Source organism: Pyxidicoccus sp. MSG2 (assembly GCF_026626705.1).
GTDB lineage: Bacteria > Myxococcota > Myxococcia > Myxococcales > Myxococcaceae > Myxococcus.
In genome coordinates this window covers 1,250,000-1,264,419 of record NZ_JAPNKC010000001.1, presented here as the reverse complement: position 1 = coordinate 1,264,419, position 14,420 = coordinate 1,250,000, and the positions used below count along the sequence as shown (strand labels likewise).

Below are 14,420 nucleotides of genomic sequence, written 5' to 3'. Positions count from 1 at the left end.
GCTCCTCACCGGGGCTTCCGGGGCTTCGAGCCCCTCCGCCCGCCCGGCGACAGGGCACGCAGGCCCTCCGTTTGGAGCCGCTTCCGGGCCGCCCCGGCGTCCAGTCCCGTGAAGTGCATGGCCAGCGCCAGCTTCACCTCGCCACCGGCGGCTCGCAGCAGCTTCGAGGCCCGGGCCGCGGGCAGGTCCGTCAACTCCGCCACCATGCGCGCCGCGCGCGTGCGCAGCTTTGCGTTGGCCGGGCGCACGTCCACCATGCGCCCCCGGTACACCTTGCCCAGGGAGACGAAGGCCGCCGTCGTCACCGCGTTGAGGATGAGCTTCGTCGCGGTGCCGGCCTTCAGCCGGGTGGAGCCCGCCACCAACTCCGGCCCCGTGCGCGCCAGCACCACCGTGTCCACGGCGTTGACCCTGGGGCCGGGAGGGTTGCAGCACACCAGCACCGTATGGGCGCCGCGCTGCTTCGCCTCGCGCAGCGCGCCCAGGACGTACGGCGTGGAGGCACTGGCGGAGATGCCGCACACCACGTCCTTCGGGCCCGCCCGGAAGGCGCGCACCGCGGTGGCTCCGGCGGCGAGGTCGTCCTCGGCGCCCTCCACGGCATGTGTCAGCGCCCGGCGGCCACCGGCGATGGCGGCGCGGACCTGGGACGGAGGGACTCCGAAGGTGGGTGGGCACTCGCTCGCGTCCAGCACGCCGAGCCGCCCGCTGGTACCGGCCCCGACGTAGAGGAGCCGGCCTCCTGTCCGCAACGCATCCGCGACGGCCCGCGCCGCTTCCGAGATGGCAGGAAGCGCGGCACGAACCGCACGGACGGCGGTCAGGTCTTCGTCATGCAACCGGCGGACGACCGACCTGATGGAAAGCAGATCCAGGTCGTCCGCGCGGGGATGAAGCCGCTCGGTGGGGGGCAGTAACGGCGGTGAGGCGCGTGACGTGCCCACCCTCGAGCGCCCAGGCCTCAGGCGGCCTTGGTCACCTTGCCCGCCTTGATGCAGCGGGTGCACGCCAGCACGCGCGTGGTGGTCCCCTCGACATTCGCGCGAACCTTCTGGAGGTTCGGGAGGGTGCGCTTCTTGGTCTTGTTGTTCGCGTGGCTGACGTTGTTACCCACCAGCGGACGCTTCCCACAGATGTCACACTTCCACGCCATGACTTCTAACTCCTTGAAAACTGGGGCGTCGGACGCCTGCCATTAAAAGAGCGGCGGAACCTGCCAGAAGCCGCGCAGGAAATCCAGCCCATACCGCCGGAGGATCAGCCCTTGAGCGGATCCTTCTTCTTCAACATGTCCTGAACCATCCGCGCCGACCGGATTCCGGCGAGCAGTTCGCCCTCCAGTCCGAGGCCGGGGAGCACCTCACGCCCGGCGAGGAGGATGTTCTTCGCCGGCGTGCGCTGGCTCAAACCCGTGACACCCAGGAAGGCTTCCGACTCGAAGCTGTAGAGCGGATGGGGCATGAGCCGGCTGCCGCGCACTCCTCCGGCATCCAGGTAGGGCGCCGAGCGCAGCAGGCGGTGCTGCGCGGTGAAGGGCATCAGCGCGTCCAGGTGCTCGTCGATGCGGTTGGCGACACCCTGGAGGTGCTCCTCGCCGAGGTCGCGGTACGAGGCGGGGACGAAGGCGCCCACGCACACCACGCGCAGCCCCTCCACCTCCTTGCCCTCCTTGCCGCCGGGGCCCGGGGCGGTGCGCGCCTGGTGCACCTGCACCAGCAGCGGGCCCAGCTCCTGGTCCCCGGTGTCCACCAGGGCCAGCTCGCCCAGGCCGCGCGGCAGGGCCGCCTCCGGTACCACCCAGTTCACGGTGAAGAGGAGGGACTTCGTGGAGGACTGGTCCAGGTGCTCCAGCAGGCCGCGGTTGTGCTTCTTGTCCGTCACCAGCCGCCGCAGCGCGCCGGCGTCCGTGGCCGCCACGAGGCACGCGGCCCGGTACACGGTATCCGAGCGCAACAGCTTCATGCCCGCGAACTTGCTGCCGTCGAAGGTGAGCTCCTCGACGATGAAGCCCGCCGGGCTGTCGCGGCCGAGCACGTCGCCGCCCAGCTCCATGACGCGCCGGGTGAGCAGCTCGCGCATGCCCTCGCGGCCGCCGTTGAAGGTGGAGGGGGACGACAGCACCTGGGAGAGGGTGCGCGAGCGGGCCAGCGGTGACTCGGGGGTCTCCAGGTGGCTGACGAAGGGCAGCAGCCCTCGCACCAGCTTCTGCGCGGGGGAGTCCCCGGCCAGACGGGGCGGGGCGTCCAGGCCGGGGTGGGCCTTGATGAGCTTGTTCAGGCCCCACTTCTCGAAGAAGCCGTCCGGGGGCAGGGCGGGCACTTCCTTGAAGAAGGCGTCGGTGGACTCGTGCTGGGCGGCGGCGCCGGCCAGGGCGCCCAGGAGCGCCTCTCCCTCTTCGCCCAGCTCGCGCGTGGCCTCCGCCTTGCGGCGGGCGGCGTCGGCGTGCAGGTCCATGCGGTTCTTCGGGAGGAGCAGCTGCAGCTCCGGGGCGTGGGGCCGCAGGGAGCGCTGCACGGTGGCGGTGAGGCCCAGCTCGGTGAGGGCCTCCTCCACCACGGGCATCGTCTTCAGCGGGGGCGCGACGAACGGGGCGTAGGGGAGCACGTAGCCTTCGTGCTCGTAGCCGGGGCCCATGCCGTCGTGCTCCACCAGCAGGACGCGGTGGTTGCGCTTCGCGAGAAGCGCGGCCGCGAGCGCACCGCCCAGCTGACTGCCGAGCACGATGACGTCATACACGTGCCGGGACGGGCCCGAAGGAAGCTTGAGTTTGGCTGAGGACGTCGCCATGGGCGCGCAACACTACACAACGCGCTCGCCGCTGGCGCCCTTTTGGCGCATGGAGCCGCACCGGTGCGGTCGGACCCCGGGCGCGTGTGCCCGGTACCTACCAGGGCGCACGGGGCGCCCCCCGAGGGGCCGGCGACTATCTCCCCCGGATGCGCCCCACGGCCCAGGCGGCCCCGCCCCAGAGCACGTAGAGCGTGCACGCGATGAGGAGGGCGAACTTGAGCGTGGCGCACACCCCCGCCGTGACGGTCAGGGACGCACTGGGAAGCCGGCTGATGGGGACGTCGAGGATGCGCAGGAGGCAGAGGTTCTCCACGACGTCGAACAGCCCCGCCACCCAGGGCAAGAGCGCGAGCCCCAGTCCCAGCCGCTGGAGCCGGGCGCTGCTCCCACGCGCGACGAGCAGCACCAGCCCCATCAGCAGCGCCGCGTAGGCCGGGATGAACGCGAAGTCGAGGACCACCGAGTCCCACGCGGCCGAGCTCTTCACCGGGCCCCAGGAGTCGAGCAGCGCCCGGGCCCGCTCGGGCGTCCAGACGAGCTCGAGGGCGAGGATGTCACCGCCCCGGACCGACATCTGCCCGCCGATGAGGAGGCCGCCGAGGCCCGCCGCCACCGTCAGGGCCAGCAGGATGGGCTTCGGCGGGGAGGTCAGCAGCCGTCGGAGGATGCTCATGCGGGTGGGCCTTGTCGTGAGGTGTCCGTGAGAGGGCGCCTTGCCGAGCCCGTGAGCCTACGCGGTCTCAACCGCGGACGCCGAAGAGGCGCGCCTCCACCTCGGGCGGCAGCATCATGAAGTCCGGGACGGTCCACCCGGCACCGGCCTCGCGCAATTGGTCGGCGGGGGCCGCGGTGGTGATACCCACCACCGTCATGCCCGCGTCCCTCGCGGACATGACGCCGAGCACCGCGTCCTCGAACGCGAGGCACGCCGAGGGCTCCACCCCCAGCGCCTTCGCGGCGGCGAGGAAGATGTCGGGCGAAGGCTTGCCACGCGTCACCTCCTCGGCGCCCACCACGCGGTTGAACAGGGGGCGGATGCCGAGCCCGTCGAGCACCAATTCGCGATTCCCCTGCGGCGCGGCGGTGGCGATGGCGGTGGCGATACGGGCCTCGCGCAGGCGGGCGATGAACGCCTCCGCGCCACGGTGCAGCCGCAGGTGGGGCCGGTAGAGGGTGCGGTAGTGATTCTCCTTCTCCTCGGCGAGCCGGTGCAGTTCCTCGGAGTCCAGGGGCCGGCCCAGCAGCGCGGGGAGGATCTCCTCGTTCTTCTTGCCCGCGAAGTGCGTCTGGAAGTCGTCGGCCGTCAGCGACAGCCCGAGCTTCCGGGCGAGCGCCACCCAGGCCTGGTTGTGGAACACCATGTTGTCGACGAGCGTGCCGTCCATGTCGAAGACGACCGCGCGCAGGGGAGCCATGGAGGAAGTCATGCTGTCCCCCATAGCGCTTCCGACCGCGCGGTGGGCCACGGAATCCGCGCACGGCGGGCGTCTGCCTGATATCCCCTCCGAGCATGAGTGATGACGTGCTCCTGGAGATGCGGGGGGCGGTGGGCGTGGTGACGCTGAACCGTCCGAAGGCCCTGAACGCGCTGGACCTGGGGATGTGTCGTGCGCTGCACCCCCGGCTCGATGTCTGGGCGGCGGACCCGGCGGTGAAGGCGGTGGTCATCCGGGGCGCGGGAGGGCGGGCCTTCTGCGCGGGAGGCGACGTGCGCGCGGTCGCCGCCTCGGTGGGCACCGCGACGGGCGGGGAGCGTCTCTCGCGGGAGTTCTTCCGCGCCGAGTACGCGCTGAACCACCGCATCCACCACTTCGGCAAGCCGTTCATCGCGCTGGTGGATGGCATCTGCATGGGCGGCGGGCTGGGGCTGTCCATCCACGGCGCGTACCGCGTCGTCACCGAGAAGCTGGTGCTGGCCATGCCCGAGACGGCGATTGGCCTGTTCCCCGACGTGGGCGGAGGCTGGTTCCTCCCGCGCTTCCCCGGCGAGTCGGGCACGTACCTGGGGCTCACGGGCGCGCGGGTCAGCGCGGCGGATGCCCTGTGGCTCGGCTATGCGACGCACCACGTGGAGTCCGCGCGGCTGGACGCGGTGCTGGAGGCGCTGGTCGGCGCGGAGTGGGGAAGCGGCCCCGCGAGCGCGGTGGTGGAGCGCGTGCTCGCGGGCTTCCACGCGGACCCCGGGACGTCCGCGCTGGCGGTGCAGCACGCCGGCATCGACCGGTGCTTCGCGGCCGAGCGGGTGGACGACATCCTGCAGGCGCTCGAGATGGAGGGCACGCCGTGGGCCCAGGAGACCTGGGCCACGCTGATGCGCATGTGCCCCATGAGCCTCAAGGTGACGCTGCACCAACTGCGCATGGGCCGCACGCGCGACTACGACGAGATGGTGAGGGTGGAGTACCGGCTGAGCCAGTCGATGACGGCCCGCGCGGACTTCCGTGAGGGCATCCGCGCGGTGCTGGTGGACAAGGACAACAAGCCGCGCTGGCAGCCGGCCACCCTGTCCGAGGTGTCCGACGTGGACGTGGAGGCGTGCTTCGCTCCGCTGGCCGGGGACGACTGGACGCCCCGCGCGTAGCGCCGTGGGGCCCTCACCCCAGGCCCAGGCCCAGGGAGGCCATGACGCGTCGCTGTGAGAGTTGGGCGCGGCGGCGGATGGCCTTGATGCACTCGACGGCCTCTTCCACGCTGTTGGCCTCGGCCGTCGAGGCATTGAAGCGCACGCCGCTGGTGATGATGGTGACGCGCACGGCGGTATCCCCCCGGACGCGGTAGTTGATACCCATGTATTTATTGGTGAGGTCGGCCCGGTACTCACCCCAGAGGGACAGGGCTTCGTCCCGGACATGAAAGTCATCGAGCACGATGATGACGTCTGGTTTTCGCTCCAGTGTGTATTGCTTGAGCCCGTGTCTCCACTCCTGGTGCCAGGCGAGCACGTCCTCCCGGGTACACAGCGTCCATTGAACATTCGCGATGACGATGTCGTTCACCAGGTCGTATCTGAAATCAATCATTCGCGACTCCCCACGGCAGCCTCATTGAGCCGGGCTGTAGTGTTGAAGCCTGTCTGTGATTCAAGGGCGAAGCAAGAAGCCCCCGTTGAACGATGTCTGGGAATGTCTCGGATTGTGAGAACGAGCGGTCCCTGGCAGCGCCGCCGTCCGGAGGATGTCTATCAATAGACTCGAGGCCGGGGTCGCCGTCCGCGAGTCAACGCGACACCCGCCCGCGCGGGTTGTGGGGAATCAGAGGTCCTCGTCGCTGAGGACGGTCATTCCTTCAGCGCGCAGCAGCGCGGCGGTGATGCCTTCACCGGGCCGCAGCACTCCGGCCTCGTACACGCGTTGGGTTCCGCACGAAGGGCTCTTCTCCTTCAGCAGGGCCACCGTCGCGCCGAACTTCCGTGCCGCCTCCAGCGCCAGCCGCGCGCCGCGCAGGAAGGCGTCCGTCCGGTCCACGCCGGCCTCGCGCTCCAGCGCCCGCGCCCGGCCCGCCCAGACGTCCACGCCCGTGCCGCCGCTCAATTCCACGGGGGCACGTGGTATCGGCATCCCTCCGCCCACCTCCGGACACACAGGGACGACTTCCTTGCCCTCCAGGGCCTCCAGCACCCGCTCGGAGCGCTTGGAGCGGCCGTCGAAGCGGCACGCCTCGCCAATCAGGCACGCGCTCACCAGCACCACGCGGGCCTCGCGCAGCGCGGCGACGCGTTCCTCACGCGACACCGCTTCCGTTGTCACCGTGACGCTCCCGGGCTGCGCAGGGACGACTCACCCACCGTGACCTGGGCGTCCACGCGGGTGCGCGCCCCGTCCAGCGCCACCTTGCCCGTCACCGCCAGCCGCACGGCCAGCGGGTAGAGCCGGTGCTCCTCGGTGAGGATGCGCGCGCTCAGGCTCTTCTCGTCATCGTCCGGAAGCACCGGCACCGCGGCCTGCGCGATGATGGGGCCCGTGTCCGTGCCCGCGTCCACGAAGTGCACGGTGCAGCCGGCGACCTTCACCCCGCGCTCCAGCGCCTGCCGCTGCGCATGCAGCCCGGGGAAGGACGGGAGCAGGGAAGGGTGGATGTTCAGCACCCGCCCCGCGTAGTGCCCCAGGAAGTCCGCGCTCAAGAGGCGCATGAACCCCGCCAGGCACACCCACTCCACGCCCGCCTCTCGCAGCGCCGCGAGCAGCGCCTTCTCGAAGTCCGCCTTCGATGCGTGCGCCTTGTGGTCCACCACCACCGCGGGCACGCCGGCCTTGCGCGCCCGCTCCAGCGCGAAGGCCGTGGGCACGTTGGACACCACGCAGGCGACCTCGGCCGGGAAGCCGTCCTGCGCGCATGCGTCCAGCAACGCCTGCAGGTTGCTCCCGCTGCCGCTGACGAGGATTCCCAGCCGCGCCCGCGTGGCGCTCATGGCTCGATGACCGCCGTGGCCTCGCCCTCACCGGCCTCAATGCGGCCCACCTCGGTGGCCTCCACGCCGCGCGCCTTCAGCACGCTCAGCGCCTGCGCCACGTCCTCCTTCGCCACCACGACGATGAGGCCCAGGCCCATGTTGAACGTGTTGAACATCTCGTCCCGGGCCACGCCTCCGCGCTTCGCGATGAGGTCGAAGATGGGCGGCTTCGTCCACGCCTTCTCGCTCAGCACCGCGCGCGTGCCGTCCGGCATGCACCGGGGCAGGTTGCCTGGAATGCCGCTGCCGGTGATGTGGGCCATGCCCTTCACCTTCACCGCCTGGCACAGCGCCAGCGCGTCCTTCACGTAGATGCGCGTGGGCTCCAGCAGCGCGTCGCCGAGCGGCCTGTCGAGTCCCTCGGGCGTCGAGTCCAGCGACAGCTTCGCGTCGTCCAGCAGCACCTTGCGCGCCAGCGAGTAGCCGTTGCTGTGCAGGCCGGAGGAGGTGAGGCCGATGAGTGCGTCACCGGGCTTCACGCTCTTGCCGTCGATGATGGCCGAGCGCTCCACCACGCCCACGCAGAAGCCCGCCAGGTCGTACTCGCCCCGCGCGTAGAAGCCCGGCATCTCCGCCGTCTCGCCACCCAGCAGCGCGCACCCGGCCTGCTCGCAGCCCAGGGCGATGCCCTTCACCACCTCGGCGGCCGCGTCCACCTCCAGGCGGCCGGTGGCGAAGTAGTCGAGGAAGAACAGGGGCTCGGCGCCGCAGGTGAGGATGTCGTTCACCGACATGGCGACGAGGTCGATGCCCACCGTGCCGTGGCGCCCCGCGGCGAAGGCCACCTTCAGCTTGGTGCCCACCCCGTCCGTGCCGGCCACCAGCACCGGTTCCTTGTACTTGCCCGGTGGCAGGGCGAACAGGCCACCGAAGCCACCCACCCCGGCCAACACCTCGGGGCGCATGGTGCGCGCGGCATGGGGTTTGATTCGCTCGACGAACGCGTCGCCGGCCTCGATGTCCACTCCGGACTGCTTGTAGGTCGTTCCCACGGGCGGCCTTCTACCCGGCCGGAGCGCTGGTGTCTCGGGCCTCGAAGCGGGGGTGTCGTCTTTGCGGCTACGATGCCCTCCGGGATGACCTCCTTCCTCTCGCGCCGCCGCTTCGAGCTGCTCGCCCTGGCGCTCGCCGCCGCCTCCTGCGCCCTCCACGTGTGGGTGGAACGCACGCCCGTCGTGGGGCTCGTGGCGGGAAGTGAAGAAGACGCCCCGCTGCTCATCCGGGGCATCCACTTGCTGGAGGGCAAGGCCACCGACCTCCAGTTCCTCCTGCGGGGCACACGCGCCCCCAATTCCAGGGTGCTCGTGGTGGAGGTGGACGAGAAGAGCGCCCAGGCCCACGGGCGTTGGCCGTGGCCCCGGGACACCGTGGCGCTCGCCGTGGCCCGGCTCCAGCAGGCGGGCGCCGCCGCCGTGGGCCTGGACATCATCTTCACCGACGAGGCCCGCGAGGAGGACACCCGCGTGTGGGCAGAGGCCCTGGGCGCCCTCGACCGCACCCTGGCGGAGTCGCCGCAGCTGGCCCCCGCGCTCGAGGGCTACCGGGCCGAGCTGTCCGCCCGGGCCGCGTCCTCTCGCGACGAGTCCCTGGCCGCCGTCCTCGCCGGCTCTCCCGGCGTGGTCCAGGGCGTCATGGTCTACACCGACAAGGAGCAGAAGCAGTTCGCCCCCCGCGAGGCCGAGTGGGCCGCGCTGCTGGAGCCCCACCTCCTGCGCCGCTTCCCCGGGACCGCGCCCGGCGCCTTCTTCGAGGTGAAGCCCGCCAACGTGCCCGGCTGGCGCAACTACTCCGCCCAGCTCCCGCTGTCGGAGCTGGCCCGGGCCAGCCGGCGGCTCGGCCACTTCAGCGCGGCCATGGACCCGGACGGCATCCTCCGCCGGCTGCCCGTCTTCGCGAAGCTGGAGGGCCCCGGTGGCTTCCTGCCGTCCCTCAGCGTGCAGACCGCGGCGGCGGCGCTGAATGCGGAGGTGGAGCCGGTGTTCGACCCGGACTCGGGCCACCTCTCCGGGGCCCGCCTGCGCTCGGCCGGGGGCGTGCAGCGCTTCGTGCCCATTCCCCTGGCGGAGCCCTTCACGCTCATCAACTACCCCGGCCCCGGCAGCGCCTTCGACCGGCTGAGCATCGCGGACGTGCTGAAGGAGAAGTTCAAGTCCGAGGACCTGAAGGCGCGCGTGGAGGGCAGGGCGGTGCTGGTGGGCATCACCCTGCTGGGCAACTACGACCAGCGCGTCACGCCCTTCAAGGAGTTCGAGCCCGGCGTCTACGCCCACGCCGCGTTCCTCTCCAACATCCTCTCCGAGGACTACCTCACGAGGCCCGAGGGGCTCATCAGCCTGGAGCTGCTCTTCATGGTGGGCACGGCGGTGCTGCTGGCCCGGCTGCTGCCTCGCGTGCGCTACACGTGGAAGCTGGGCACGGTGGCGCTATTGGCCGCCGCGTGGCTCACCGTGGACCAGGTCCTCTTCGTCCGGGGCATCCAGGTGGCCACCGTGGTGCCCATGCTGTCGCTCTTCACGTCCGCGTTCGGCGTGCTCTTCCTGGGCTACCGCACCGTGGACCAGGAGAAGGGGCGCCTGCGCCACACCTTCCAGCACTACCTGGACGCCAGCGTCATGGAGCAGGTGCTGGAGCACCCCGAGCGCCTCAAGCTGGGCGGTGAGCGCAAGGAGCTCACCGTCCTCTTCTCCGACATCCGAGGCTTCACCTCGCTGTCCGAGCGCATGTCCCCCGAGGGGCTGGTCACCTTCATCAACCAGTACCTCACGCCGATGACGGGCGTGGTGTTCGCGCACGGGGGCACGCTCGACAAGTACATCGGTGACGCCATCATGTGCTTCTGGGGCGCGCCGGTGGACCAGCCGGACCACGCGCTGCGCGCCTGCCGCGCGGCGCTGGGCTTCCTCGACAAACTCCAGGCGCTCAAGGTCCGCTGGCGCGCCGAGGGCCTGCCCGAGGTCGACATCGGCGTGGGCATCAACACCGGCCCGATGAACGTGGGCCACATGGGCACCGAGTCGCGCTTCAACTACACCGTCATGGGCGACGCGGTGAATCTCGCCTCGCGACTGGAGGGGCTCAACAAGGAGTACGGCACCCGCGTCCTCGTCTCCGAGGGCACGTACCTCCAGGTGAAGGAGCACGTCATCGCCCGCCGCCTCGGCGCCGTGCGCGTGAAGGGCAAACAGGAGCCCGGCGCCATCTACGAATTGCGCGCCATGGGCCGCGCTACCGGCACGGACGCGGAGGCCATCCGGCTCTTCGAAGAAGGGGTGGACCGCTTCATCGCGCGCGACTGGGAGACCGCGCAGGTCCTCTTCCGCCGCACGCTCGAGCTCTGGCCGGAAGATGTTCCCTCGCTGCGCTACGCGGAGGCCGCCGCCGCCTACCGCATGCTGCCCCCGGGACCGGACTGGGACGGCGTCTTCACCGCCACGACCAAATAGGTCGTACGCGCTGTCCCACACGCGGCTCACAGCAAGGATATTTGACCGGGGGGGTGGGGGCTGATTGACTCCTCGCAGGATGGGCGCCGAGGAAACACTCTTTCAACGCTTCGGGAAGGAATTCCCCAAAGGTACCGAGCTCTTCCGCGAGGGAGAGACCGGGAAGGAAATGTACGTCATCCAGGCGGGCAGGGTGTCCATCTCCAAGCGCGTGCGCGACGTGGAGAAGGTCCTCGCGGTGCTCGGCCCCGGCGAGTTCTTCGGGGAGATGGCCATCATCTCCAACAAGCCCCGCAACGCGTCCGCCATGGTCCAGGACGACGCGCGCCTGCTGGTCATCGACCCCAAGACGTTCGAGGGGATGATCCGCGGCAACGCCGAAATCGCCGTCCGGATGATCAAGAAGCTGGCCGAGCGCCTCTCCGAGGCCGACGCGCAGATCGAGAACCTGCTCCACCACGACCCCGCCAGCCGCGTCGTGCACCAGATCCTCCAGGCCGCCCTGACGCGCGGCCGCCCCACGGACGAGGGCGTGGAGATCGACTTCATGGTGCGCGAGATGCCCCGGCAGCTCGGCGTGGGGGAGCCCGCGGTGCGAAGCATGTTGGACAAGCTGGAGCGGGCCGGGCTCATCGAGCGCGGCCCTGACAGACTGACCGTGTATGACACGGCCAGACTCCACGACTATCTCCAATACCTGGAGATGAAGTGGAAGTTCGGAGACCTCTAGCGTGAAGCTGCGAGTCCTCGGGTGCCACGGCGGCGAGCTTCCCACGTGCAAGAGCACGTGCTTCCTCGTCGATGACGTGCTCGCGCTCGACGCGGGTGCGCTGACGGGCTCGCTCACGCTCGAGGAGCTGTGCCGCGTGGACCACATCCTCGTGGGCCATAGCCACTTCGACCACGTGAAGGACCTGCCGCTGATGGCGGACCTGGTCATCGGCCGCAGGGAAAAGCCGGTCACCATCCACGCGTCGCGCGAGTGCACCAAGGCGCTGCGCGACAACATGTTCAACAACGCGCTGTGGCCGGACTTCACGCGCATCCCCACGCGCGCCAACCCCGTCCTCCAGATCAAGCCCTTCCGCGCGGGCAGCACCTTCCAGGTGGGCCCCTACAAAGTGCGCAGCGTGCCGGTGAGCCACCCGGTGGAGTCCTGCGGCTTCATCATCTCCAACGGGAAGACCACCCTCGCCATGAGCGGCGACACCGGGCCCACCGACAAGCTCTGGAAGGCGCTCAACGAGACGGAGAACCTCAAGGCGTTGCTGCTGGAGACCTCGTTCCCCAACAAGCTCCAGTCGCTCGCGGACATCTCCGGCCACCTGACGCCCCACACGCTGGAGCTGGAGCTGAAGAAGTTCCGCCGCAACGGGGCCTCGGTGATGCTCTACCACCTCAAGCCGGCCTTCGTGGCGCAGCTCAAGAAGGAGCTGGCGCCGCTGCCGGTGGACGTGCTCGAGCTCGGTGACACCTTCGAGCTGTAGCTCGCAACGCGCCGCGCTACACGGAACGGTTGACGGCTGGGGGCAGGCGGGATTAACCCCGCCTCGTCATGGCCTGGTTCTCCAAGAAGCCCCGCATCTCCACCCCCTCCGAAGCCGAGCAGCCAACCGAGTCCCGCCCGTCCCGCATGGAAGGGCTGTGGGCGAAGTGCGAGACCTGCGACGAAATCCTCTATCGGCAGGACCTGGAGAAGAACTGGATGGTGTGCCCGCACTGCGAGCACCACCACTACTGGCCGGCCCGCGCCCGTCTGGCCGCGCTGCTGGATCCGGACAGCTTCGAGGAGTTCGACAAGGAGCTGGAGCCGCAGGACCCGCTCGGGTTCAGCGACTCGAAGAAGTACAAGGACCGCATCAAGTCCACGCGCAAGAGCCTGGGTGAGCCGGATGCCTTCGTCTCCGGCATGGGCCGCATCGAAGGCCACCAGGTCTCCGTGGGCTGCTTCGTCTTCGAGTTCATGGGCGGCTCCATGGGCTCGGTGGTGGGCGAGAAGGTGGCGCGCGTCTTCGAGCGGGCGCACGAGCTGAAGTGCTCCGCCATCATCTTCTCCGCGTCCGGCGGCGCGCGCATGCAGGAGGGCATCTTCTCCCTCATGCAGATGGCGAAGACGTCCGCGGCCATTGCGCGCTTCCGCACCGGCACGCGGCCCTACGTCTCCGTGCTGCTCAACCCCACCACCGGCGGCGTCGCCGCGTCCTTCTCGTGGCTGGGCGACGTCATGCTCGCCGAGCCCAAGGCCCTCATCGGCTTCGCCGGCCCGCGCGTGATTGAGCAGACCATCCGCCAGAAGCTGCCCGAGGGCTTCCAGCGCTCGGAGTTCCTGCTGGAGCACGGGATGATCGACAGCATCGTCCACCGCAAGGACCTGCGCACGAAGCTGGGGACGATTCTCGGCCTGCTGGGCTGAGCGCGCTGGAGGGCTTCCACCGGCATGAGCGCCCCGCGGACGCCACAGGAGGCGCTGGCCTTCTTCACGAGGCTCAACCCCTCCGGCATCAAGCTGGGGCTGGAGCGCGTGCGCGAGGCCCTGGAGGCGCTGGGCCACCCGGAGCAGCGCTACCCGGCGCTGCACGTGGCGGGCACCAACGGCAAGGGCAGCACCTGCGCCTTCACCGCCGCCGCGCTCCAGGCCGCCGGGCACCATGTGGGGCTCTACACGTCGCCCCACCTGGTGCGCATCAACGAGCGCATCCGCGTGGACGGAGAGGACATCTCCGACGAGGACTTCGGCCGCGCCATCCTCGAGGTGCTGGAGCGCTACCCGTCCGCCGTCACCGAGCCGATGACGTACTTCGAGTTCGGCACCGTGGTGGCCCTCTGGCACTTCGCCCGGGTGGGCGTGGACGTGGCCGTGCTGGAGACGGGCCTCGGCGGCCGGCTGGATGCCACCACCGCCGCCAGCCCCGTGGTGACGGCGATTACGCCCGTGTCCTTCGACCACATGGAGTACCTGGGCCACACGCTCGGGGCCATCGCCGGGGAGAAGGCCGGCATCCTCAAGCCCGGCATCCCCTGCGTCGTGTCCCGGCAGGAGCCGGAGGCCCTGGAGGCGATTGCCCGGAAGGCCGGGGCGCTCGGCGTCCCCCTGTGGGTGGAGGGGCGGGACTTCGTGGGCGAGCCGCACCCGGATGGAACCCTGTCCTACCGGGGGCCCTCCTGGTCGCTGGAGGGGCTGGCGGTATCCCTGCGCGGCCCCCACCAGCGGCAGAACGCCGCGGTGGCGCTCGCCTGCCTGGAAGCCCTCCACGCGCATGGCGTGGCCGTTCCCCTGGAGGCGGCGCGGGCGGGGCTGGCCTCGGCGCGCTGGCCGGGGCGCCTGGAGGAGGTGGCCGGGCAGCCGCCCGTCCTGCTCGACGGCGCCCACAACCCGGCGGGGGTGGAGGTGCTCCTCGCCTCGCTGCGCGCGCTGTATCCGGACCGCCGCATCCACCTCGTGTTCGGCGTGGTGGGGGACAAGGACCGGGGACCGATGATGCGGGCGCTGTTCCCGAAGTGCGCCTCGGTGCAACTCACGCCGCTCGACACGCCTCGCTCGCTCGCGCCCGCGGCCTACGTGGACGAGGCTCGCGCGCTCTGCGCGGACGTGGCCGCCTGGTCTGACCTGGACTCGGCGCTGGCCGCCGCGCGACGGAAGGCAGGGCAGGGGGACGTCGTGCTCTGCACAGGCTCACTGTTCCTGGTGGGCATGGTGAAGGCCCGCCTGGTCTGAAACCTTGGCGCAATGCATCAGC

General features: G+C 70.5%; 15 protein-coding genes. 6 read left to right on the top strand and 9 right to left on the bottom strand.

The annotated features are described in order from the left end of the window. Positions 1-5: 5 nt before the first annotated feature. The 5 genes from murQ to OV427_RS05210 all read right to left on the bottom strand — a co-directional run bounded on the left by murQ (position 6) and on the right by OV427_RS05210 (position 4,217). Positions 6-944 carry an N-acetylmuramic acid 6-phosphate etherase gene (gene murQ, locus OV427_RS05230; protein WP_267855008.1) on the bottom strand — a complete coding sequence of 313 codons (939 nt, stop codon included), beginning with the start codon at positions 942-944 and terminating at the stop codon, positions 6-8. Between the two features lie 17 nt (positions 945-961). Beyond that, complete coding sequence (rpmB, locus tag OV427_RS05225) at positions 962-1,153, bottom strand: 50S ribosomal protein L28 (RefSeq protein ID WP_163996957.1); 192 nt, start codon at positions 1,151-1,153, stop codon at positions 962-964. 104 nt (positions 1,154-1,257) lie between these two features. Then, the gene (locus OV427_RS05220) at positions 1,258-2,787 is read right to left on the bottom strand and encodes an NAD(P)-binding protein (protein ID WP_267855007.1); all 1,530 of its coding nucleotides are present in this window, start codon (positions 2,785-2,787) and stop codon (positions 1,258-1,260) included. Between the two features lie 136 nt (positions 2,788-2,923). Further along, complete coding sequence (locus OV427_RS05215; RefSeq protein WP_267855006.1) at positions 2,924-3,463, bottom strand: hypothetical protein; 540 nt, start codon at positions 3,461-3,463, stop codon at positions 2,924-2,926. Between the two features lie 67 nt (positions 3,464-3,530). Further along, positions 3,531-4,217 (bottom strand): HAD family hydrolase, encoded by a 687-nt coding sequence (locus tag OV427_RS05210; protein ID WP_267855005.1) that lies wholly within the window; start codon positions 4,215-4,217, stop codon positions 3,531-3,533. Between the two features lie 83 nt (positions 4,218-4,300). On the opposite strand from OV427_RS05210, the gene OV427_RS05205 reads away from it, so the two are divergent. Beyond that, entirely contained in the window at positions 4,301-5,371 is a 1,071-nt protein-coding gene (locus tag OV427_RS05205) for an enoyl-CoA hydratase/isomerase family protein (protein WP_267855004.1), read from the top strand. Positions 5,372-5,384: 13 nt separating this feature from the next. Here the strand turns inward: OV427_RS05205 and OV427_RS05200 are convergent, their stop codons facing one another. From OV427_RS05200 to purM, 4 genes are all read right to left on the bottom strand, one after another. Next, a complete protein-coding gene (locus OV427_RS05200) occupies positions 5,385-5,810 on the bottom strand; it encodes a hypothetical protein (RefSeq protein WP_267855003.1) in 426 nt (141 codons plus the stop codon). 231 nt (positions 5,811-6,041) lie between these two features. Further along, the gene (locus OV427_RS05195; protein ID WP_267855002.1) at positions 6,042-6,536 is read right to left on the bottom strand and encodes a DUF523 domain-containing protein; all 495 of its coding nucleotides are present in this window, start codon (positions 6,534-6,536) and stop codon (positions 6,042-6,044) included. Further along, on the bottom strand, positions 6,533-7,198 hold the full coding sequence (purN, locus tag OV427_RS05190) for a phosphoribosylglycinamide formyltransferase (protein ID WP_267855001.1): 666 nt from the start codon (positions 7,196-7,198) through the stop codon (positions 6,533-6,535). The genes OV427_RS05195 and purN overlap by 4 nt, the downstream gene beginning before the upstream one ends. Then, positions 7,195-8,232, bottom strand: a complete 1,038-nt coding sequence (gene purM / locus OV427_RS05185) for a phosphoribosylformylglycinamidine cyclo-ligase (protein WP_267855000.1) — start codon at positions 8,230-8,232, stop codon at positions 7,195-7,197. Before purM ends, purN begins: the two co-directional genes overlap by 4 nt. 84 nt (positions 8,233-8,316) lie before the next feature. Here purM and OV427_RS05180 point away from each other — a divergent pair, with 84 nt between their 5' ends. From OV427_RS05180 to OV427_RS05160, 5 genes are all read left to right on the top strand, one after another. Further along, positions 8,317-10,683, top strand: coding sequence for a CHASE2 domain-containing protein (locus OV427_RS05180; RefSeq protein ID WP_267854999.1), 2,367 nt, complete (start codon positions 8,317-8,319; stop codon positions 10,681-10,683). 79 nt (positions 10,684-10,762) lie between these two features. Then, the gene (locus OV427_RS05175; protein ID WP_267863363.1) at positions 10,763-11,413 is read left to right on the top strand and encodes a Crp/Fnr family transcriptional regulator; all 651 of its coding nucleotides are present in this window, start codon (positions 10,763-10,765) and stop codon (positions 11,411-11,413) included. A 1-nt stretch (position 11,414) separates the two neighbouring features. After that, the gene (locus OV427_RS05170) at positions 11,415-12,170 is read left to right on the top strand and encodes an MBL fold metallo-hydrolase (RefSeq protein WP_267854998.1); all 756 of its coding nucleotides are present in this window, start codon (positions 11,415-11,417) and stop codon (positions 12,168-12,170) included. Between the two features lie 68 nt (positions 12,171-12,238). Next, positions 12,239-13,096, top strand: coding sequence for an acetyl-CoA carboxylase, carboxyltransferase subunit beta (accD, locus tag OV427_RS05165; protein ID WP_267854997.1), 858 nt, complete (start codon positions 12,239-12,241; stop codon positions 13,094-13,096). 24 nt (positions 13,097-13,120) lie between these two features. Further along, positions 13,121-14,398: a bifunctional folylpolyglutamate synthase/dihydrofolate synthase gene (locus tag OV427_RS05160; protein WP_267854996.1), complete on the top strand. Its 1,278-nt coding sequence runs from the start codon at positions 13,121-13,123 to the stop codon at positions 14,396-14,398. Positions 14,399-14,420 lie beyond the last annotated feature (22 nt).